Below are 20,653 nucleotides of genomic sequence, written 5' to 3' on the forward strand. Positions count from 1 at the left end.
TCTCTATTTTCAGCGCGGCTTCTTGGCTCTATCCTTTATGCAGCAAGCATTATAGGTACGTTGTCACCCGCTAAGGAGTAGGACATATTGGTTTGTACCGCGATCCGACAACTCGGATGGCGATCGAATATTATTTCAAAGTTCCCCACGATATCGAACAGCGAGATGTTTTAATTGTCGATCCGATGTTGGCTACTGGTAATTCAGCAGTCGCGGCAGTAGATAGGCTGAAAGAAGTTAATCCGAAGTCTATTAAATTTTTGTGCTTGCTGGCGGCACCGGAGGGACTTAAGCACTTTCACGAACAACACCCTGACGTGCAGATTTATACGGCTGCTGTTGACGAGTGTTTGGACGAGTACGGCTATATTGTACCCGGATTGGGAGATGCGGGCGATCGACTTTACGGCACTATGTGAATTCAATAAAATTATTTTCTGCTGTATATGTTAATACATTCATTGAAAAATAAGTTTACTAACATAACTATTGGTTGGAGAGTGCCAGACAATGTAAATTGCAAGATTTTAATGTCAGGAAAAGCCTATATACAGTAAGGGTTGTAGGATTTTTTTACATTAAATTCGTAAATTGCATTATCTCAATGTATTTACTGCATTTTATGGTGTAATTCTCTGCCTTTAGGATAATTAATCGCAGGAATTAGTTCATAAAATAGATGTATGATGCTCACCGTTTTTGATCGACTACTAACAATTCTTGGACGAGGAAAAAAGAATGGAGACTACAGCACAGAAAGAAGCCCCAACTCAGCCTGTTGAGGAAGTGAAAATTCAGAATATCAACAGTTTGGAGTTTGAGCTTTGGGCTAAAGCAGTGAAACGGCAGATGATTGCAGCACTCTCTAAAAAGGGCGCGATTTGACATCTCTGGGTTTTTTGTGCACAGGTTGTGTTAATTAAATTAACAAAATTTTTGTCTGCATTGTTGTCCGAGAGCGATAAGTGGGGAGGGGAAGAGTTTTGAGATTGCGCCTCTCGATGAGTTGCGGGAGAGGGAGAAAAAAGCATTTTCCTTTTTCCTAGTTTTGGACGGATGGGTGGCCGGAAACCGGGTTGTTTTACGAAAATACTTCTGTTGCAGTCGGCAGAAACGGTAAAAAAACCCGGTTTCTTCGTGTCAAGAGTGCGTCTAGGACTGTTCCCTCTGCCGAATGCTTTCTGCCAGATTACGATCGCTTGTCAACCGCCGCCAGCAAGCGCAGACTTCCGTCTTGAACCTGCACTGCTTTCACCGTTCCCACAGCAACTCTTTGTTGACCGTTAGCCCTCGCTACCTCAATCTTAATCTTGGGGTCAGCCAGTAATCCCAGCCGCCCCCAGAGCCACTTAACTTGAGTAGCAGGAAAAGAGCGCACTTCTACATCTGAAAAAGGCGAATTAACCCAGCGGCTACCGTCGTAAAAACTCGCTACTTGCACCTGATACCAAACTTGTTCTCCGGCCAACTTTAACTCGTTGTTCGGTTCTGGTTCCAGCCACTCAGCGGGATTGACACTGTTAATTAAAGTAGCAGAACCCATAATTTGACTTTTGTGGGCTTCTAAACTTTCAGCCTGAGAAACTGCTTCCTGAAGTTTGTTGACTAAATTCCGAATTCGACTTCTGGTTTCGCTGTCAGTATCTGATTGCTGGTCGAGCCAATTCATCGCCTCGCGAGCTCCGTCTTGAGAAGCTACAATCAGAGCACCCCAAGCCTTGACATCGGCGTCAGCGGCATTCACTCTCAAGGCGGCTTCTATGCGGTTCCAGATCCGCCCGCTGTCATTTTTGAGGGTTGTGGCTATTTCGTTACTGTTGCTCGGATCGGCTTCAAATACTTGCAAAGCTTCGCTCCAGCGGCCGTCGATCAATTCTGCGAGAACTTGTTGACCGGGACTGGCCCAAGATGCGATCGCCTGCGCCCGAGTAATTTTAGCGTGAAATTCGATCGTTTCTAGCTGAGCTTGCGCGACAGCCGGCCAATTTTTGCCCGCTTTCCCCTTCGCCACACGCATAACATTTAATGCTGGAGACCACAGCCCGCTTTTGGCAAGTCGCAGCCCATTTTGGTAAGTCTCGTCATTGAAAGCAATTTCTTCTAAAGAAATCGCCGTTAACTGAACAGGGTTCGGCAAAAATTTGCGCGGCCCAATTTGATAAAGGGTAAATTGCGGCTCTAAACCAACTGTTTGGTCGATCGCCAACTGCGGGTTTTCCCCCTTAACAATTTGCTGCCAATTCGGCGGTTGTCCCGCCGCACTCGCCCACTCCAACAGCGGCATTAAATGATTTTGGCTGGGGTTGTAGCGAACGACTTGTCCGTAGGGGATTTTCTTGTCGCCCCGCACCAGTTTACCGCTGACATTAAACCAAATGCCCGAGGCGGGGGGCTTTCCGTCAAAGCGGCGCAGTTCTGTTAGGGGTAACGACTGATTAGAGGCTTGATTGTCAGATGTAGAGTCAGCTAAAGAAGCAATGACAAAAGATTCCGCCGGGCCTTCTACGTTCACAGAACTTGCTAACTGAAAATACTGCTCTTTATCGGAACTGCGATCGGGAAGCTGCACCCGCTTGTACACCCGAAGTTCGACAATTTGACGGCAAGGATTTTTGCAAACAGTAGAAGCCTTAACAGTTCTTTCTACCATCACCGGCAAGAGCAAATCGGAAATAGAATTATCGCTGGATCGATCGACTGGAAGCGGCAGGGCTTCTCCGGTTACGAATCCCAATTTGCGGATGCTGGCTTTGATTTGATCGAGAGTTTGGATCGAATCTCTGCTACCTGTAGGCAGGCGCGACCATTCCGGCACAAACTGAGAGATCAACTTGTTGCCATTGGGATCGACAATTAGCTGATAACTCAGCCAAGCGCCACCTCCCATCAAAGCTGCACAGCCACACAAGACGCTGAGGGCTGTCAAATTAGTTATCAGTCTTTTCCAGGGATATCTGGCGCGAGTTCGGGGAGTAGGTATTGGACGCTGGGACTCTTGAAGATTTTTGGGGCGTCGGGTTTGGCGACGGCGTCTTGTCGGAGGAGGAGCAACTTGGCGAGTTTCTGGGGGTTTGGCTCGATTTTTTGAGGGGTTAATTTTGTGTTCCATCATGCCATTTTAGAATTTAGATTTTAGAATTTAGAGTTTAAAATTGCAATAGCCGATCGTACTGCCGACCTATGATATCCCAAGTGTATTGGCTTTCAACGAGCGATCGCGCGCTGACAGAGAGATCCTGTCTTAGCTGCTGATTTTCAAACAAACTGGTAATCGCCTCAACATACTCGTGAACTTTGTTCGCCCGCAAGGCCCTTCTCGGTTGTGGGCCGCCATCGACGGCTAAACCCTCCAAACCTCGATCGCTGGCAACGACGGGGGTTCCCGCAGCCATCGCCTCCAAAGTTTTATTTTTAATCCCAAAACCTATCCGCATCGGCACCACACAAACAGCAGCTTGATGCAAATATTCTGCCACCCTTTGCACCCGACCTACTACTTGAATTCCGGGGAGTTTCCCCAAGGCGAGCACTTCCGGGACTGGCGAAGCCCCGACTAGGGTGAGGGTGACATCAGGATACCGCTGCTGCAAAGGCGGCAGTATTTGCAAACTGAGAAACCGCGCCGCGTCAATATTGGGCAAATTGTTCATTGCGCCTGCAAAAATTAAGGTGTGTCCTCCCGGATCGATCGACCGGTACGGAAATTGAGTTAAATCTACGCCGTTAGGAATTACATCTACGGAAGGTACAAAAAAATCTTGTTTTCCTCGCACCTGAACCGGAGACAACAGTAATTCTAGGAGTTGCTCTCTGTCTGTGGATGTGGTCGCAACAATGCGGGAGAATTTGGAACAGTAGCGTTTTTCGTAGCGGGCAAGTAGCGGTAAATTTAGTCGATCGCGCAGGGGTTTTTCCGAGGTGCCGGTTGCTAACATTTCCCTGCAAGTTCCCCAAACAGAACTGTGAATGTTTGCCACTGTCAGCAGTTTTTGCCGCCATTCTGGACGCACGTAAATCTCGTTAACGCTGTGCTCGCAGGTGACAGCATCGCATTGGCCTGCTGTTACCAATTCGTCTGCCCAATTCTGCATTGCTTGGGAGTAGCTTGAGAGTACGTTCGGAGGCGTCCCGGACAACAAAAATCGACCGAATCTGTGGAATTTTCCTATTATTTCAGAGAACCCCCCCTGGTTAAGGGGCTCCGCCAAAAAATCCCCCTCGGCTTCTGGATCGAGTTTTAGCCCCCCCTTGACAACGGGAGGTTGGGGGGGTAATCGCGGGTTGGGAAAAACTGCTAATTCTGTAACTTGCTGCCGCAATGTGTCGATTTGTGCATCGGTAACATCGGGCGATCGTACAGTGCCGAGAATTACCTCATGCCGCTGGCTCAAGTATTGTAATAAATTAAACGTCCTCACCTGAGTTCCTCCGCGGCTTGGCGGATAGGGAAAAGTCGAGGAAAGCATCAAAATCTTCATGGGATGTGGAATAAATTAAAGTTGCCGTTTGCGCGATAAAATTGATTGATAAAATCTTTTTAACAATCTTCGCACCTATGGACGAATTATCTGTTAAGGCGCTGCTCGAAGACTTGAAAAAGTCTGACGAAAGCGTGCGCGATCGGGCAACTACAGAACTCTGGCGCACTTGGTTTAACCAGAAGGGTGACTATGGGATGCAAATTCTCAGGCGATCGCAAGTTTCGCTGGATGCAGGCGATGTTCACCACGCTTTGGAGTTGCTGACGAAACTGATTGCGGAAGCGCCGGATTTTGCTGAAGCTTGGAACCGGCGCGCCGTACTTCACTATACCCAAGGAAATTATAAAAAGTCGATCGACGACTGCCAAATCGTCCTCAAACTGAACCCGGTGCATTTTGGGGCGTTGCACGGTCTAGGTTTGTGCTACGCTGCCTTGGGAGAATACATAAATGCTATTCAAGCTTTTCGTCGCGCTTTGGAAATTCAGCCTTTTGCTTTGGTGAATCAAAAGTTAATTCTCGAATGTACGGCTCGTTTGAGTTAAAATCAACTGTGGAGTGAAGGAAGAAGGAAGTTCGGCAACGGATTCGCTCGACGGATGTAACGGATATAACGGATGTCAGGAACAAGGAAGAAAATCACGGAAGAAGGAAGAAAATCAATGGTTTCAGAATTTTTTTGCAATCTTAAATCTCAAATCTAAAATTGTCTAAGTTAGTGCCGAAAATTAGTGTTTGCATTCCTACTTGCAATCGAGTGCATCTACTGGCTTGTGCGATCGCCAGCGTGCTAGATCAAACTTATACAGATTTTGAATTAATTATCTGTGACGACGGTTCCACTGACAGCACTCCACTGTTGATGTCGGAATTTGTCGATCGCGGGATTCGCTACATTCGCCACCCGCAGAATATCGGCAAGAGTAATAATATGCGATCGGGCTTTGCCGCAGCAAGGGGTGAGTATTTTATCAAGTTTGACGATGACGATCGCCTGAGCGCGCAATTTCTAGAGCGCACATCTGCTATTTTAGATAAAGACCCCAGCATCGATTTTGTCAGTACCGATCACTGGGTGATCGACATTAACAATTATATTGACGAAAACCAGACGAAACTCAATTCGCAGCGGTGGGGCCGCACCGAATTGTCGGCTGGAATTATTGAAGATTTGCTTTCCACAGTTTTTCTGAAACAAAGTTTGCAAATAGGGGCAACTTTGTTTCGCCGCCGCGCCCTGGAAGAAGTAGGATTTCTGCGGCCGAATTTGCAAAATTGCGAAGATAACGATTTGTTTGTGAGACTTGCGATTGCTGGCAAAAAGTGCTATTATTTGCCTGAGCTGTTGATGGAGTATCGAGTTCATGCAGGACAGCAAGGAGTCGATCGGGCAATTCCGTATTTAAGCGATAAATTGCGCTATTTGGTCGGCTACGAGTTTGAGTCGGAGAGGTTGGAAACAGTCAGGCTCAAAAGGATTGCCGAAACTCAATTAGCGCTAGGTTTGCGACTGATTGAGGTGGGCGAAACTGAAAAAGGGCGCCTGATGGTGCGGGCTGGAAAGTCTGTTTCTGAGGCGAAAATGTGGGCTGGTTTGGGATTGTCGCTGCTGCCCGTCGAGTGGCGGAGGAGGGCTTTTGCTGCGGTGCGGGAGTTGGTAAAAGGGGAGTTGTGAAGGCGTAGGATTTCTACAGAATACGCGGCGGTTGAAACCGCGTCTATACACACAAAACTCACAAGGCAAGGGTTAAAAAGTCGGGGGTTAAAATCACGTTTATACAGACAAAACCCACCGAAACAAGTTTAAATTCTTGATTTTCTTGAGTCCCCCTATGCTGGGACGAGGGGCAAGTGTAGACGAGGTTTTAACCGCCGAGTTTTCTGGCGTGTCGGTTTACAACCAGAAATTATCCGATTGATATAGCGGGTAGCCACGGAATATCTGTAACGCCTGGGTCGTAGCCAAGTTGTTTGAGTAGTGTGGTAATTTGCCCTCTATGGTGAGTTTGATGATTGAACATATGTGTCACCAGAACCCAAGTCGGTAGCACGCGGCATTTACCATCTACATTGCTGGTGTACTCAAACGGTTGACTCAACCAGTCAGAATTAAGGTGTCTAGACCATTCTATAATTTGCCGATCCGTTGTCTCCCGTTCTGATCTCAAAACCTCAAAGTCAGCATAAAGTTCTTGACCGATAATGGTACCAGAAAATGGGTGAAGAGTGAAACGACTCATCCATGCTTTGTCCCCATACAGTAAGTGATTCAAAGTACCATGAATCGACTTAAAAAAGGCACCCATATCCTGTTTGCGCTGTTCATCAGGAATTGCCGAGCAGACCGAATATAGATTTTGATTCATCCAGCAATTGTACTCAGCCATTAGCTGGTAGTAGCTACCGTCGTACATACTCAAAACACAATCACATAGTTTGAACAACTTACATTATACAAATAGGTCTTTCACAATACTCCTGACTCTAATTGGTCTAGATAAATAAACTCAGGAGCTTTAACTCCGGCTTCTTCTCTAATTTTAACCAATCTAGGCGACTCAAAAAACGCCCTAGCATCTGCGATTGATGTCCACGCGGAGAAATGAACAATTTTGTTCGGATCGTTGTCATACTTCAAGACCTGATAGGAGCGCTCGCCAGCTTCTTTTCGGATGCTTTCAGCACGATCGAATACCTGTTTCCAAGCTTCATAATTTTCTACTTCATGAATAATTAAGACATACTGCATAGTAATCAGATTCTCTGAGCCTCTCAAAACTTCAAACGACTAATTTTATTAGACTAACTCACCTTGTTTCCAAAACCGACCACAGGAGAGCGAGTAAATTATACCGTAGCGACGGTTGAAAATCCTCCCAACACCGAACAGAGCGATCGCGCTTTACGTTTAAAGTAGTAAAGAGTGCCTGATGTAAATAAGTTTTTCCTAAATATCGTGTCTATATTTTCTGAAATTCCGACTGTGTGGTTGCAAATTTCCCTCGTGGGAGTCTGGTTGGGTTTGATTTTACTGGTAGCTGAGGGCTTAAATCGCTTTACTTCTGTGGATGCTGAGGTATCGCGGAAGGTGGTTCACATCGGTACTGGGAACGTGATTTTGCTGGCTTGGTGGCTGGAAATACCCGATTGGGTGGGGATTTCGGCGGGGGTTTTAGCAGGTGCGATCGCCCTAATTTCTTACCAAGTTCCGATTTTGCCCAGTCTTAACAGTATCAACCGGAAGAGTTTGGGGACTTTTTTCTATGCTGTTAGTATCAGCGTTCTCGTAGCTTGGTTTTGGCCGCTACAGCATCAGGAGTACGCTGCTTTAGGCATTTTAGTCATGGCTTGGGGCGACGGATTGGCTGCTGTCATCGGCCAGAAATACGGCAAACATATTTATCGAGTTTGGGGAATCCAGAAGAGTTGGGAAGGTTCTGCAACTATGTATTTGGTGAGTTTTGCTGTTAGCAGTTTGATTTTGCTGGCGGTTCAAGGCGCAGTTTGGCAAACTTGGGCTGTGTCTGCTGTTGTAGCTTTGGCTGCTGCTACTTTGGAGTCGGTTTCCAAGCTGGGAATTGACAATCTGACTGTGCCGATCGGCAGTGGGGCGATCGCCTTTTTCCTAAATCAATTTTTGATAATTGGTAATGTGTAATCTGAACTTTCCCCCACGGGGGGCGTTGCTGGATACAGGTATGAATTCAAGATTTCGCAATTGCTATAAGCCCGCTTGAGGGTGAGTTTTGTAACTTCAAGCGAAAAGGTGATTCATACCGTGAATCAGTAACGCCAATTATCAATTGTCTAAATCTCGTTAAAGCAGCCGACGTGCTTGTAAAATTTGTTGTTGCCATTGCTCGAAAGCGGGGATTTTTGAGCGATCGTCTGTTGGAAACATCGCCCTTATTTGCTCCATAAGCTCGATCGCCAGCGGTACGCCAAGCTGCAATTGTTCCAACACATCCCGCTGAGCAAAAACGGTTTCCGGTGTTCCTTCTAAAATTAGTTTTCCCCGATCCATTACAAACACCCAATCAGCCCAGCGGTAGATGAAATCGAGGTCGTGACTTGCTAAAAGGATAGTGGTTCCGGCGCTGTGAATTTGTTGGAGTAAACCGATCAGTTGTCGGGTGTGACGCGGATCGAGATAAGCGGTAGGTTCATCTAGCAGCAGCAGTTTGGGCTCCAGAACCATGATATCGGCGATGGAAACCCGCTTTTTCTGGCCCAAACTGAGATTGTGAATTGGTTCGCGGGCGAGTTCGCTTAGATCGAATTGCTCGATCGCCTGCTGCACCTGTTGAGCAATTTCGGATTCTCTTAAGCCTAAATTGTACAATCCATAGGAAATATCTTCTTCTACCGTCGAAGCTACTAATTGATGTTCGGGATTTTGAAAGACGAGTCCGATTTGTTGGCGCAGTTGCATCAAAGATTTGCGATCGTAGCGAAAGGGTTCACCTTGCCAGCTAATAATTCCCTGTTGCGGTTGATACAAGCCATTTGCTAACAGGAAAAAGGTAGTTTTGCCGCAGCCGTTTTGACCGATCAGCCCGCACCGTTTCCCAGCGGGGACTTTTAGATTTAAACCCTGAATTGCCACTCGCGAACCGCAGGGATAGGAGTAGGAAGTGCCAGCGAATTCGAGAATCCATTCAGACATATTCGTTATTTTTTATTTTTTATAGCCTTGTTTCCAGGCTCTGCCTGGGAATAAATACCCGGAGGCGATGCCTCCAATTACCGATTACCGATTTTCATTGTATAGCAATCCTTGCAGCATTCGTAAACTTTTTACCCCACCCCAACCCTCCCCGAACCCGAGGGGAGGGAGTAAGAAATTCAAAAAGGACTTAGGATTGCTATATTTGTGTCAGCCTCGATCTGATTTTGACAACTGCCAAAGTTGCATTTCATAACAGAGATGTTGCTCAAAAAGTTGGCCCGCTTCCAATCCTTCAACCACCAACTTCTTGAACCAGCGGCGAAATATCCAGCGCAGGAATTTGTGGACGGGCGGAACTGTTATCGCAATTAAATCTGCAACATAGATCATCGTATTCAGTCCATACCTGCGGAAAGTATCGACATACAAATCGATAGTAGGCAAAATATGAGCGGAAATATCCTCACTTTTTACTAAAGTGAATCCAGCCTGCTTTAATGCTGCATGAAGTTCCGCAACAACATGACAATTAGAGAACATTCCCTCTGTATAATTAGCATCAGATCGCAGCATATCGGCCAGCAGCACGTAACCACCCTGATTGAGGATTTTGGCGGCACCGTTAGCAATATCAACAGCCGACATATACTGGCTACTTTCGCTAAAGAGAATAAGATCGTAGAAATGAGTTGCTTTGAAGTCTTCAAACCTCGTGAGGTGGAAGATTGCCCGATCGCCAGTACACTTAACAAAGCGCTGCTGTTGAAACGGATCGGGTGCGAGCCCTTCGACTGCAAAACCTCGATCGAGCAAATAAGCCGCATTTCCGCCAATCCCGCAGCCCACATCGAGTATCGTATGAGTGCCTTTGGGAATCGCATCCAACAGTTTTACAGTATAAGCTTGCTGAGCCAGGCGCAATCGTGCGATCGTTAGTTCGTCAGCGGGAACAGGTAGGGTTTCCCAATAGCCATAGTGAAGGTAGGGCGAATCTGTAAGGCCCAAATAGTAATTAAGCGCTGCATTTTGGTAGCGAGTTACTTTGGAAATTTTGATGGATTTTGGCTGCGACATTCGGAAAATTTAGTAAGTTTTAGGATTTCGGGCAGAGTTGAAATTCTTCCCAGCGCTTGCATACTTGTTCATAGCACTCAACAGGAGAAATTGCCAAGTTTTGCAATAAATTGATATCAATCTGACCGTTGGCGATCGACAAAAATATAATTGCTTCCTTGGGTTCGTAGCCAGCAATGATTTGGAGCAAATTTGAAACAGTGTTTTCCTCTATTTCTAGTTGTTGCAAATAAACGGTTGCGTCCAAGTCAGAAATAAATTGCAGATCGTACTTTATAGTATCTACGCTCCAATTCACATAGCCGTTAATGGGAGTATTGATTTTGCAAGCAACCAACCCCCGTCCTCGATGCAAAAAGCCATTCCAAGCAGTATGTCCGATCGGCAAAATATTCTGGTGAATAAACAAGTTTTGCCAGTAGCCAAAACTACCCTGCCAAACACTATCTTCGATTCGCATTTTTTTCCATTAAAATAAGATACGCTTCAGAACAAAGAGCGAATTACAGCAGCGTTCATCTGTGTTTATCTGCTGATGTCTGCGGTTAAAAAAACCCAATCCAATAATTTAAAAAATAATAAACTCACCATCATCCATACCTCGCAGATGAAAAACAACAGGTAAACAAATCGGCGGGCATCCTGACTCAGAGATGCAATGATCTCATTACAGTTGCGGGACAGCGCCGGATTCGCACCGAACTTTCCCCCTTACGTCTGATGTGTGTTTTTCATCAGAGCCGATCGATATACGGGAATATTACCACTATTTGGAAGATTTGACAAAAAAGCGATCGGACATCTGCAACAATTCTTGTGGGGAGTAGGAGTTAGGCATCCTGCCGACCCAAGACTTTCTTTTCAATTCTATGTTGTGATTCGGTGTGTCGCCAGCCATCAGAACCATCTTCCCATTTATAAATTCATGCCGATCCTGAGAATTGACTTCAGCTTCTAGATCTTCTTCAGCCGTGTAGCTTTTGGTTTCAACTGCCGCGATTATATACAACGCTGTCCTTTAATTACCCAATTTACTTGTCTATTAATAATCATGTTAATTAAACATAAAATTCGATTTTAATCATGCTAAGAAACAGGCAAAATGCCTGTTCCACAAAGAGGGAATTTTATTGTGGGATGGGCATCCGGCCCGCCCCTGAAAGGCTGATTGAGAATGTGCAAGATGTGAGGGCGATCGCACTTAACAAAGCTACCGCAGCGGGACAAAGTTATAGCCAGTGCTTCCTCCTTGTTTAACTTGCACTAAAATCGGCTTACCAGCCCGATCGCCCGTGGGCAAAAACTTCACATCCTCGCTCGATCCTGCTGCCGAGAAATTCGGATTTCTGAGTGCTTGTTGCAACCCTTCCCGCGTATTGCTTTGCCCCAAGCCAGCGATGACAGCTTGAGTCGCGTCAAAACTCGTTGCGGTTCGCCAATTTACTACTCCTCCCCAGCGCTGACTGGCATTTTTAGGAAATGGATTGTTGGGATTAGTTTCAGGATGCCAGGGAACGGGCAAAACAAGCCCGTCAACGTCCTTTTGCCCGTCTTTTAGCGTTTGAAAGGTGTAAAGAGTTGAACTGCTGTAAAGCGCCAATTTGCCTTGATTTGCACGGGCTAGATCGATCGCGCGATCGATGCGATCTACGTGGGATGCTACCATCAATCCTTGTGCACCTTGGCTAACAGCATCCGCGATCGCAGTGTTAGGATTAAATGTCGGCGCTGACAAGTCGCAGACAATAGGAACTAATCTCCCACCTGATGCTGAAAGAGAAGCAATAAATTCATCCTTAAACGAAGCTTTGCCAGCAGCTTGAGAGTCGTAGCAGAAGGCAATATTGCTTTTGCCGATTTGTTTGACGATATACTCTGCTAAAGGAGCAGTCATCGATCGACTATTGGGGACTGTCCGAAAAATATAGCTGCCAAAACCTGACAAATTATTCGTACTGCTGGTAGGTGTGATCATCACCAGTTTCTTTTCCTGATAAATTGGAGCGGCTGCTAAAGAGGCATTGCTGTCATTATGTCCGATTACCGCTAGAATTTTGGGGTCATTTGCTAATAGTGCTGCCACTTCTTTTGCAACTTCTGGGCGGTTATTGTCATTGACAATTTCAACTTGCAAACCGACACCGTTAATTCCTCCCCTAGTGTTGATTTCATCTTGAGCTTGGGCGACACCTCGGAGGATTTCTTGGGCGATGTTGGGGTTGCTGCCGCTCGGCACGCTGACGGCAATTTTAAGAGAAGTGCGATCGCTTACTCTCGCGTTATTCAAATAGATTACCGTTTCCGGATCGTTGCGATTTTGTTGCAGCGAAGCCTGAAATTTTTGAACAGCTTCTTTGTAATCTCCTTTGGCAAAAGCTGTAACGCCTGCTTGCTTTTCGGCTGTTGTTTGCGATGTCAGCAATATCTGATTTCCTAAACTCATTCGAGTTGCGATCGCCCCCGATCTATCTGAAATTTTGTCCTTGAATAAACCTGGAATAAACTTGTATCCGCCAAACGCAATTAAGCCGAAGAAAATAATAAAAACAATGGGCGGCGGACTTTTTATTTTGTTAGTATCTTGATACATAATTTGTTCTCCTTATTGCGATATTTTTTACTCTTGAGAGGCAGAGGGTCAGGGTATTCCCAGGGAGAGCCTGGGACGATAAAAAACATCTATAATTATTGGGTCAGTGCCTCTTCTCGTCAATGGGTAAAACCTGCGATTGATTGTACAAATTCAGTTCTAGCAGTCGGCGAGAAATCTCATCGTCCAGCATCATTTGGTCCAGGTCTGCCGTCAGTTTTTCAGCCGGATTTTCCGATAATTCGACTAAGGCATTGGTTTGCAAGTAGCGCTTGTGGATAGATGACTGTGCCTCTTCAAATTGCGATTGCGCTGAATCTGTACTGATGCTGCCGTTCACTTTAGCGATCTCCGCTAATGCCTCATTTACTTCTGACAAATCTTTGAGGTTTTGCAGTTCCATTTTGTAGGTTTCTAAGCGCTGGCGTTCGCGATTCAATTTATCCTTATTGGCAGTCAAAATTTGTTCTGATTGAGCAACTTGCCCTGCTAATGTTGGCAGCCATTTTTCAATCGAGATCGCTTTTGCCATCGCTAAACGTGCGGCTGCTTCATTGCCGTGATAGTTAGCTAGATTTGCCTGCTGTTCTAGTTGGATAAATTCTTGTTTTTTGCTATCATATTTCTGTTTAGTTTGTTGATAACTTGCAGAAATTTGGGCAACAGATTCAGTTAACTTAAGCACGGACTTTTGCATGGATTGCAGCGATTCTTGGGCAACTTGCACTGCAATTTTGTTGTCAGCTTCAATGGGCAATCCCCACAGCCAACTCCACACTGCTTTAAGTTTGTAACTGTTGCGATTGCCGAAAAGTCCATGAATTAATTTGAGGGCGGCCAGTGCTACTATCCCTAAGAAAATAAAAGCCGTTGGGTTGGGATTATTTTGGTTGGGTTTTTGTTGAGTCATTTTGTATTCTCCTGGATGAGTAATATCGTTGACGGTTGTTTTTGAATAAATGAATGATGCAACTGCAGAGGGCGCAGAGTCAGAAAATAGAAAGATAATACTGTTAACATAATCAAACCAGCACTGAAAGTCAATTCATATAATTCATTAATAGATCTCATAAAAGTCATATTATTAGAGTTCATAAAAATCATATTTTTACGAATTGTTGCAATCAGTTTGTTCGCGACAAAATCACCGAATTTTTGTCCACTGTTTCCCGGTTGGGTTTCTAGTGCGATCGCACACAGTCCATTTCCACATAATGCTAGGGCGATGAGCGGACTACAAGTAATTGCGATCGACTTTGGTAAATTCATGTGTTTGTCTACAACTATAAACGTCATAATTTTGTACTCATCATTTTCGGAAATGTAAAAGTTTAGAACACCAATACTTCTTGCCAATTACAGATAGACTCTGGCTTGACAGGGCAAGTTTGCGGAGCGATCGGATTGTCGCCCAGAAAGATATTCGTCAGTTTAGTCAAAGACTGCAAGGGTTTTGTGTTACTGATTTTATTGCTACTGATGTAGAGTACACTCAGTTTAGTCAAGGATTGCAAGGGTGTAATGTTGCTGATTTGATTACCATTGAGGAAGAGCTGATTCAGGTTTGTAAAGGATTTTAGCGGTGTGATGTCGCTGATTTTATTATTGGTCAGAGCAAGCGAAATCAGCTTAGTCAAGGAGCCCAAGGGTTTAATGTCACTGATTTTATTCTTTCCGAGACTGAGCGCAATCAAGTTACTCAAGGATTGCAAGGGTTTGATATCGCTGATTTGATTATTATTGAGACCAAGCATAGTCAGGTTAGTCAAGGATTTTAGCGGTGTGATATTGCTGATTTTCTTGTTGTCGAGGGTGAGTTGCGTGAGACTCGAAAGTTTCTGATTAGCTGCATTGCACTCAGTAGTCCCTGCTTCCTTCAACATCACCTCAACAGTATGTCTAGCTTCTGGACTTAAAGAAGCTTTTGTGCGACACCAATCACCAAATGTTTTGTTTGCGGGTTGCGTTTGTGCCGCGATCGCAGATAACCCACTTCCAGATAATGCTAGGAGAGTAAAACAAGTAATTGCGATCGACTTGGGTAAATTCATCTCTTTGTCTTCAACTATAAACTTCATAATTTTGCACCTCTAATTCTCTGAACAGTAAAATCTTAAACAAAAAGCTTTCAGAGAGGACCGTCGTCCTCTCTACAAATTGCACTCAGCTCAAATACCTAACAATTCACCAAATGCCGAATCAATATCAGTTTCATCAATAGCCTCATACTGAGGAAATGGTGAATGATTAGGAGACTCCAATGACTCCACCGAATGTACTTTTGCTACTGGTGATTCGGCCACAGGTTCCACAACAACAGACTTAGATTTTTTGACATTAATTACAGGTGAATGTAGTCCATTTTCTCCATTCTTACTGGTTTCATTCCGCAGCAACATTGCCATCAAACCATCCAACAAACCCCCACTACCGCCGTTACCATTCACTGTGACATCGGGAACAACGCGAACGCTACCATCCGAAACCGCTTGCATCAATTGCAGCAGCGTGTAACTCTGCGTACCCAAAGCGTTGACACCAACTTGATAAGCATCCGCTTTTGCTTGTCCCATCAGCCGAATCCCTTCTGCTTCACCGCTTGCGTGTTCGATCGCGGCTGTTGCACTCAGTTGGGCAATTTTCACCCCTTGTTCTGCCGCCACCACCTGATTTTGAATGTTGGCGATCGCTGTTGCACGCACCAATTCTTGACGCTGCGACTCTGAAATGCGCTGTACCTCGTAAGTTTTTTCTTGTTCCTGAGCAATTTTGCGATCGGTCAATGTTTGCATCAACTCTGGTGGTGGCGAAATCAAACCGATCAGCGTGTCCACAGCTTGCACGTCGTAGGCCCGCAGGGCTTGACGAACGTGTTCTGCCGCCTCTGCTTGGCGCTGGCTGCGGGCGATCAGGAAATCGAGTATTGTATATTCTTGAGAGGAATTGCGAAAATAATTGCCCACAATTGGACGCAGCACTTGGTCGATCAGATTCTGCATCGAACCTTGCCGCGAAATCACTCTCGGTGCATCCAAAGTACCGACATGAATGATCTGAAAAACTTCTAACTCAAAGGTGAATCCATCAAAAGAAAGCAATTTCAAAGCACTTAACTTGGAGTCGTAGCCGTGTTCTCCGCTGAACCGCGATGTGAAGTTTAAAACAACATCCGTAGTGGGAACAAGTTCTACTTTCATCACTTTTGTATTGATGGGATGTTTGCCTGGATAAAGCGGTTCGATCCACACACCTTTATCGCCTTTATTGACAAGATTGCCGTGGGTAAAAGCCACGCCGCTTACGTCTTGCTGCGATTTTCCCACATAGGAAATTACGACCCCTACATAACCGATAGGCACTTCCGTCATATTTACTTGTTCAACTTGCACAAACCAGGGATTGAGGTTCCAAGAACCCGATAGAATGACCTGTTCTTGCAAGCCCCTGCGCCCGCCACCCTTGATGAAAGATTGTGCTTTTTGGAAATTGTCGTGACCGGGAATTATTGGTCCAGCAATTTCACCTTCATCAATCGGAACGCCGTCTAGCACGTTCGCAATTCCCACGCGATCGGGAGCAAGTTTGTATAGTTGAAGTTGCGACGGCTGCATACCCTTTGCAGAGGCATTGGCAGAAGTAATCACCTCAAATACAGCCGTATTGATCCGATAAGTACCAGTTGTGATTATGGCTAGTTGCCGTCCTTTTTCTCCACCGTCGGTGAGAAACTTTCGAGCATTTTGAAAATTGTCGCAATCGACGACTTTGCCTAAAATGCGATCGGAAGGAATGGTAGCTCCGTCATTCGCAATAATTAAACCAATTTCATCTTGAGGAACGACAACAACTGGTTCTTTGCGAATGCTATATTGCCAGGGAAAATAACCAAAATGCCAGCCGGGAGGAAGCGTATCTGCTTGCAAACCTCCTTCGCCATCGAGAGCAATTAATCTACTGGATGGCAAATTTTTGCGGGAGAATTTCTTAGTAACAATTCCCACTTCTCGTTCGCCGATCGCAATTAATCCCAAAGTCCAGCCAATCTTGGGTATAAAGATGAAAACTAGGAACATTGCTCCTACGGGATAAATCCAAATCGGAATGCTAAATCCTTCTGCTTGGGCTGGTTGAACTTCCTGGGCTGGCGGCGGCGGATTGCTTTGAGCGGAAGTTGGCGGGGCAAAAGCGCCTGCTGCTGCGATCGCGGTTGCGAAAGATACTGCTAAGGGTAAAAGTTTGGGAAGCCAACGTAATTTAGTCATAGTTTTTAACCTGTTTTAAGCTCAAATGTACTGAAAAGTTGTTAACTACAATCACTATTCAATAGATTTCTTTGAACGTCAATTCATTAAATTCATTAATTATGTTCATAAAAGTCATATTTGGAGTATGATTGGGCAGGAAGTGCGATTGGTTCATCTCAAAATGAGTGACTAAAATTTCCATCCAATATTTACAAGCGATCGTACAATCTGTAAGAAAGTACGATCGCCCTTATGCAAATCCTGCGCGCTAAACTAACGAGAATACGAAAATTATCAACAATAGTCCTGGACGCGCGGGTAGTCAGAAACCGGGTTTTTGGCGAGAATACTTGGTTACAACCTGCAGATTCAGTAAAAACCTGGTTTCTTTGCTTGTGATGCGTAAGTCTCGTTGATATTAACCGCCACCACCACCACCACCACCACCACCACCACCACCACCGCCACCGCCACCACCGCCACCGCCACCGCCATCATTGTTATCCCTCAAGATTGGCATGACTTCTTCATACTTGTGACGGTAAGAGCAGTTTCGACAGTTGCAGGTAAATTCCTGCTTTCCCGCACTGGTATATGTAGGCTTCAACAAAACTTTATAAGTCCGTTTGAGCTTGAGTGTTTGGCACTCAGGGCAGCGTCGATTATTGATGTCCTCCTTAATGGAGATGCTGATGCAGAAGATAGTTGCTACAATGCCGGGAAACACCACAAAGATTAGTACCCCAAAACTGCCGTCGTGGTCTTCCCCTTGCGAAGAAGATTGAGATTGATTGCCACTTTGTTGCCAACGAGGTTGAGGTACATTAAGAATTGGCTGGGGAAATGCGATCTGCACTTCTAATTCTTGCTGCGGTTGAACAGGCTGACTTGCCACAAATTCAAAGGTTTTAGCATCTACTTTGCGAGGAATAGCTGGCGTACCAAAGTTCCTAAAAAACAGAACTTTACCTGACAAAGCTTCTGGTAATTTTACTCTAACTTTTGCGGCATTAATGGGGGCTTTGCGACCTGATGAAATGGCTTTCCAATAAACTTGAGTATCCTGACCATCTAGCTGCAATCCACCTACTACCCGATATTTGATAACAAAAGTATGTGATTCTGGCGCTTTTAATTGATGTTGCCAGCGAATCCAAAGTTGATTGTTTTCAATCCCGGTCGTACTGGCAATTTTTTGATTATTTTCGGCAACTGTCACATCTTTGATTTCATCGACCTTATCTAAAGGAATATAGCGATATCGTTCATTGGTGTAGTCTGCTGTAAATACATATTTTTGCGTTTCGGTAACTAACATATCTCCGTTGGTCTGAACGTCGATGATGACGTTGATGTTATCCCAGTAGAATGGTAGTTGTTGGGCCGCTGCATGAGTCACTGTTACCAACAATAGGCTTAATGAAGCCATTAACAAAAAGACTATTTTTTGGATGAGTCGTTTATTTATCATAGGATTTCCACAAGATAATTGTTGACTACAATTATTCAACAGATTTCTTTGGAAGTAAATTCATTAAATTCATTAATTATGTTCATAAAAGTCATGTATTAAGTCCGGCAGCCCTGCAGGAAATTTGACTGGTTCCCAGGCCTAGCCTGGGAACCGATTTCCAGAGGCTCTGCCTCGGGTGGCGAAGGGTAAATTGGAGGCAGAGCCTGCGAAGGATGAATTTAATGTTGAAATAGCACGTTTAACCAAGTTAAAACTGTACACCCAAACAAAGCTTCAAATGTATATCTTCGCGAAGGTTTATAAGGGTAAGAATTCCAAACGCGCAATTCTCCATTAAAGCCACGCGACGCTAAACTCAGCGATACTTGACGGTAGTTTTCCAAAGTTCGCTGAAGCAATTGCCCGATTAAAATGCCTAAACTGTGCATTCCCAGCTTCCAAGTGCGGTAGCCGCAGCGCGAGTTTTGGGCGATCCAAAGTTCATCGGCGATCGCCAATAAGCTAAAAATAAACCGATACATTAGTAATAGCAGTTCCGTGACTAACTCTGGACAGCGTAATTGTCTGAGAATCTGCAAGATTTCGGTAAATGGAACCGTCAAGAGGATGAAATACATACAGCTTGTCGATGCGAAGGCGCGGGCAAATAGCAAGCTCACTTGGTATATTCCAGTGCGGCTCACATAGAGATAAAAAGTGCCGGTGCTAATCCCCCAACCTTGCCAAATATCCCACTGAATTGCTGGGATACGATCGCCCGCAACCGCACCCATCGCCAAAGCAGGCAAACTTGTCAGCAAAAACATCAACGGTAGCGACAGCAACCGCAAATACAGTTTCCCCGGAATACCGGCATAGACGACGATCCAGACAGCCAACCAAAGGGCGATCGACAATTGGACGATCGCCCCAGAAACGAGAGACAGAATTAAAAGGGCGATCGCAAAAGATAACTTGTGAGCTGGCGGCAACCCGCGCAAGCGATTGGTATAAGCCAGACTATCAATCTGATGGTTCATTCCGACGATTTATTATCAGACTGCTGCCGAGATTGCGATCGGCCTTTATACAACCCAATGACGTACCCAACTACGCCCGCCCCCATCGCCGCTTGAGACGCAAACAATAGACTTGAAATTTCGCTGCTAGCCGGCTCAAACAAGTGATTAAACCAAGGTTTATAACCAGGTTGAATTTCGGTAATTGCTTTCTTAGCTTGGTCATCGGAACCCCCGTATTTACCCCGCACAAAAACGAGAGGAAAGGCTGCCAGAACAATCACAGCGCCAGCCAAAAGCCAATTTTGCCGCGAAGTAGATTGGTAATTTTTTGTAGTTTTTTGACTCACGGCTTATGACTCCTGTCTCAATAATTTCAAAGTTTCCAACTCCGGCTTCCCGTAAGAATGCAGCCAATTCCAGACCAATAGAGTCAGCAATCCCTCACTGATAGCCAGCGGTACTTGAGTGATAGCAAAGATGCCCGCAAACTTGAGGAACGAAGCTATAAAACCGCCACTTGCTGCCGGAAAAGCTAACGCTAATTGAATCGAAGTCGTCACATAAGTCAGTAAATCTGCCAAAGCTGCCGCACAAAAAATTGCTGCCCGCTGGCTGCCAGTTTGCAATAGCAATCGATAGATAAAATACGCAGCGAAAGGGCCGACAATTGCCATCGAAAACATATTCGCTCCCAGCGTTGTCAAGCCACCATGCGCTAACAGTAACGTTTGGAACAACAGGACTAAAGCCCCCAGTACAGCCATCACCGAAGGGCCGAACAAAATTGCACCCAAACCCGTACCCGTGGGGTGAGAACAACTGCCCGTTACCGAGGGAATTTTTAAAGCTGAAAGCACAAAAGTAAACGCACCCGCCAAAGCAAGCAATAGTTTAAGTTCCGGGTGTTCTTTTGTAATGCGAGTAATCGATCGCAACCCAAAGGCAAAAAAAGGCAACGCTACCATCCACCAAAATGCAGCCCATTGCACCGGCAAAAAACCTTCCGAAATGTGCATAGCTGCAGCGGGCGTTGCCGAACCCAAGACAATATAACAACTCAAGCCAGCCATCAATCCCAAGCTGACCAATTTCCGATTTCTGGTCTTCACGCTGAACCTCG

The 20,653-nt window shown here is 45.3% G+C and carries 21 protein-coding genes and 1 riboswitch; of the genes, 5 read left to right on the forward strand and 16 right to left on the reverse strand.

All coding sequences use genetic code 11. The features are described 5' to 3' along the window. The first annotated feature begins 86 nt into the window (after nt 1-86). Complete coding sequence (gene upp, locus QUA38_RS16610) at nt 87-419, forward strand: uracil phosphoribosyltransferase (RefSeq protein WP_445305065.1); 333 nt, start codon at nt 87-89, stop codon at nt 417-419. 319 nt (nt 420-738) lie between these two features. Further along, a complete protein-coding gene (locus QUA38_RS16615) occupies nt 739-885 on the forward strand; it encodes a hypothetical protein (RefSeq protein ID WP_332946242.1) in 147 nt (48 codons plus the stop codon). Nucleotides 886-1,189: 304 nt separating this feature from the next. On the opposite strand, the gene QUA38_RS16620 is transcribed toward QUA38_RS16615, so the two are convergent. Together QUA38_RS16620 and QUA38_RS16625 are read right to left on the reverse strand one after the other, a co-directional pair. Then, complete coding sequence (locus QUA38_RS16620) at nt 1,190-3,112, reverse strand: hypothetical protein (RefSeq protein ID WP_333163509.1); 1,923 nt, start codon at nt 3,110-3,112, stop codon at nt 1,190-1,192. 34 nt (nt 3,113-3,146) lie between these two features. Next, nucleotides 3,147-4,478 (reverse strand): glycosyltransferase family 4 protein, encoded by a 1,332-nt coding sequence (locus QUA38_RS16625; protein ID WP_333163511.1) that lies wholly within the window; start codon nt 4,476-4,478, stop codon nt 3,147-3,149. A 77-nt stretch (nt 4,479-4,555) separates the two neighbouring features. Here QUA38_RS16625 and QUA38_RS16630 point away from each other — a divergent pair, with 77 nt between their 5' ends. Then, a complete protein-coding gene (locus tag QUA38_RS16630) occupies nt 4,556-5,026 on the forward strand; it encodes a tetratricopeptide repeat protein (protein ID WP_333163513.1) in 471 nt (156 codons plus the stop codon). A 173-nt stretch (nt 5,027-5,199) separates the two neighbouring features. Beyond that, complete coding sequence (locus tag QUA38_RS16635) at nt 5,200-6,156, forward strand: glycosyltransferase (protein WP_333163541.1); 957 nt, start codon at nt 5,200-5,202, stop codon at nt 6,154-6,156. Between the two features lie 232 nt (nt 6,157-6,388). Here QUA38_RS16635 and QUA38_RS16640 read toward each other — a convergent pair whose 3' ends face one another. Together QUA38_RS16640 and QUA38_RS16645 are read right to left on the reverse strand one after the other, a co-directional pair. Next, on the reverse strand, nt 6,389-6,895 hold the full coding sequence (locus QUA38_RS16640) for a DinB family protein (protein WP_333163515.1): 507 nt from the start codon (nt 6,893-6,895) through the stop codon (nt 6,389-6,391). Nucleotides 6,896-6,948: 53 nt separating this feature from the next. Then, nucleotides 6,949-7,230, reverse strand: coding sequence for an antibiotic biosynthesis monooxygenase (locus QUA38_RS16645; RefSeq protein ID WP_333084020.1), 282 nt, complete (start codon nt 7,228-7,230; stop codon nt 6,949-6,951). 207 nt (nt 7,231-7,437) lie between these two features. On the opposite strand from QUA38_RS16645, the gene QUA38_RS16650 reads away from it, so the two are divergent. Beyond that, nucleotides 7,438-8,139, forward strand: a complete 702-nt coding sequence (locus tag QUA38_RS16650; protein ID WP_333163517.1) for a diacylglycerol/polyprenol kinase family protein — start codon at nt 7,438-7,440, stop codon at nt 8,137-8,139. Nucleotides 8,140-8,298: 159 nt separating this feature from the next. Here the strand turns inward: QUA38_RS16650 and QUA38_RS16655 are convergent, their stop codons facing one another. From QUA38_RS16655 to QUA38_RS16710, 12 genes are all read right to left on the reverse strand, one after another. Further along, on the reverse strand, nt 8,299-9,147 hold the full coding sequence (locus QUA38_RS16655) for an ABC transporter ATP-binding protein (RefSeq protein ID WP_333163519.1): 849 nt from the start codon (nt 9,145-9,147) through the stop codon (nt 8,299-8,301). A gap of 210 nt (nt 9,148-9,357) precedes the next feature. Then, nucleotides 9,358-10,224 (reverse strand): methyltransferase domain-containing protein, encoded by an 867-nt coding sequence (locus tag QUA38_RS16660; RefSeq protein ID WP_333163521.1) that lies wholly within the window; start codon nt 10,222-10,224, stop codon nt 9,358-9,360. A 19-nt stretch (nt 10,225-10,243) separates the two neighbouring features. Further along, nucleotides 10,244-10,684: a hypothetical protein gene (locus QUA38_RS16665; RefSeq protein ID WP_333163523.1), complete on the reverse strand. Its 441-nt coding sequence runs from the start codon at nt 10,682-10,684 to the stop codon at nt 10,244-10,246. 155 nt (nt 10,685-10,839) lie between these two features. Further along, nucleotides 10,840-10,984, reverse strand: a riboswitch (cobalamin riboswitch). Between the two features lie 450 nt (nt 10,985-11,434). After that, nucleotides 11,435-12,814: an ABC transporter substrate-binding protein gene (locus QUA38_RS16670; protein ID WP_333163525.1), complete on the reverse strand. Its 1,380-nt coding sequence runs from the start codon at nt 12,812-12,814 to the stop codon at nt 11,435-11,437. Nucleotides 12,815-12,917: 103 nt separating this feature from the next. Further along, nucleotides 12,918-13,724: a PspA/IM30 family protein gene (locus QUA38_RS16675; protein ID WP_333163527.1), complete on the reverse strand. Its 807-nt coding sequence runs from the start codon at nt 13,722-13,724 to the stop codon at nt 12,918-12,920. Then, the gene (locus QUA38_RS16680) at nt 13,721-14,110 is read right to left on the reverse strand and encodes a hypothetical protein (RefSeq protein ID WP_333163529.1); all 390 of its coding nucleotides are present in this window, start codon (nt 14,108-14,110) and stop codon (nt 13,721-13,723) included. The genes QUA38_RS16675 and QUA38_RS16680 overlap by 4 nt, the downstream gene beginning before the upstream one ends. 35 nt (nt 14,111-14,145) lie before the next feature. Next, nucleotides 14,146-14,892, reverse strand: coding sequence for a leucine-rich repeat domain-containing protein (locus QUA38_RS16685; RefSeq protein ID WP_333163531.1), 747 nt, complete (start codon nt 14,890-14,892; stop codon nt 14,146-14,148). Between the two features lie 90 nt (nt 14,893-14,982). Next, a complete protein-coding gene (locus QUA38_RS16690; protein WP_333163533.1) occupies nt 14,983-17,076 on the reverse strand; it encodes an SPFH domain-containing protein in 2,094 nt (697 codons plus the stop codon). 400 nt (nt 17,077-17,476) lie between these two features. After that, entirely contained in the window at nt 17,477-18,529 is a 1,053-nt protein-coding gene (locus QUA38_RS16695; RefSeq protein ID WP_333163535.1) for a DUF2207 domain-containing protein, read from the reverse strand. Nucleotides 18,530-18,750: 221 nt separating this feature from the next. Beyond that, nucleotides 18,751-19,551: a cobalt ECF transporter T component CbiQ gene (gene cbiQ, locus QUA38_RS16700; protein WP_333163537.1), complete on the reverse strand. Its 801-nt coding sequence runs from the start codon at nt 19,549-19,551 to the stop codon at nt 18,751-18,753. Then, nucleotides 19,548-19,880, reverse strand: coding sequence for an energy-coupling factor ABC transporter substrate-binding protein (locus QUA38_RS16705; RefSeq protein WP_333163539.1), 333 nt, complete (start codon nt 19,878-19,880; stop codon nt 19,548-19,550). Before QUA38_RS16705 ends, cbiQ begins: the two co-directional genes overlap by 4 nt. Before the next feature lie 3 nt (nt 19,881-19,883). Beyond that, on the reverse strand, nt 19,884-20,603 hold the full coding sequence (locus QUA38_RS16710) for an energy-coupling factor ABC transporter permease (protein WP_333163543.1): 720 nt from the start codon (nt 20,601-20,603) through the stop codon (nt 19,884-19,886). Nucleotides 20,604-20,653 lie beyond the last annotated feature (50 nt).

The sequence above is a fragment of the Microcoleus sp. Pol12B4 genome (genome assembly GCF_036701385.1).
Classification (GTDB): Bacteria; Cyanobacteriota; Cyanobacteriia; order Cyanobacteriales; family Microcoleaceae; genus Microcoleus.

Bases quoted from the DNA above. Each gene is read 5' to 3' on its own strand.
- QUA38_RS16615 (WP_332946242.1), top strand. From the start codon at position 739: ATGGAGACTACAGCACAGAAAGAAGCCCCAACTCAGCCTGTTGAGGAA.
- QUA38_RS16620 (WP_333163509.1), bottom strand. From the start codon at position 3,112: ATGATGGAACACAAAATTAACCCCTCAAAAAATCGAGCCAAACCCCCA.
- QUA38_RS16625 (WP_333163511.1), bottom strand. From the start codon at position 4,478: ATGAAGATTTTGATGCTTTCCTCGACTTTTCCCTATCCGCCAAGCCGC.
- QUA38_RS16630 (WP_333163513.1), top strand. From the start codon at position 4,556: ATGGACGAATTATCTGTTAAGGCGCTGCTCGAAGACTTGAAAAAGTCT.
- QUA38_RS16640 (WP_333163515.1), bottom strand. From the start codon at position 6,895: ATGTACGACGGTAGCTACTACCAGCTAATGGCTGAGTACAATTGCTGG.
- QUA38_RS16645 (WP_333084020.1), bottom strand. From the start codon at position 7,230: ATGCAGTATGTCTTAATTATTCATGAAGTAGAAAATTATGAAGCTTGG.
- QUA38_RS16655 (WP_333163519.1), bottom strand. From the start codon at position 9,147: ATGTCTGAATGGATTCTCGAATTCGCTGGCACTTCCTACTCCTATCCC.
- QUA38_RS16660 (WP_333163521.1), bottom strand. From the start codon at position 10,224: ATGTCGCAGCCAAAATCCATCAAAATTTCCAAAGTAACTCGCTACCAA.
- QUA38_RS16665 (WP_333163523.1), bottom strand. From the start codon at position 10,684: ATGCGAATCGAAGATAGTGTTTGGCAGGGTAGTTTTGGCTACTGGCAA.
- QUA38_RS16670 (WP_333163525.1), bottom strand. From the start codon at position 12,814: ATGTATCAAGATACTAACAAAATAAAAAGTCCGCCGCCCATTGTTTTT.
- QUA38_RS16675 (WP_333163527.1), bottom strand. From the start codon at position 13,724: ATGACTCAACAAAAACCCAACCAAAATAATCCCAACCCAACGGCTTTT.
- QUA38_RS16680 (WP_333163529.1), bottom strand. From the start codon at position 14,110: ATGACGTTTATAGTTGTAGACAAACACATGAATTTACCAAAGTCGATC.
- QUA38_RS16685 (WP_333163531.1), bottom strand. From the start codon at position 14,892: ATGAAGTTTATAGTTGAAGACAAAGAGATGAATTTACCCAAGTCGATC.
- QUA38_RS16690 (WP_333163533.1), bottom strand. From the start codon at position 17,076: ATGACTAAATTACGTTGGCTTCCCAAACTTTTACCCTTAGCAGTATCT.
- QUA38_RS16695 (WP_333163535.1), bottom strand. From the start codon at position 18,529: ATGATAAATAAACGACTCATCCAAAAAATAGTCTTTTTGTTAATGGCT.
- cbiQ (WP_333163537.1), bottom strand. From the start codon at position 19,551: ATGAACCATCAGATTGATAGTCTGGCTTATACCAATCGCTTGCGCGGG.
- QUA38_RS16710 (WP_333163543.1), bottom strand. From the start codon at position 20,603: ATGGCTGGCTTGAGTTGTTATATTGTCTTGGGTTCGGCAACGCCCGCT.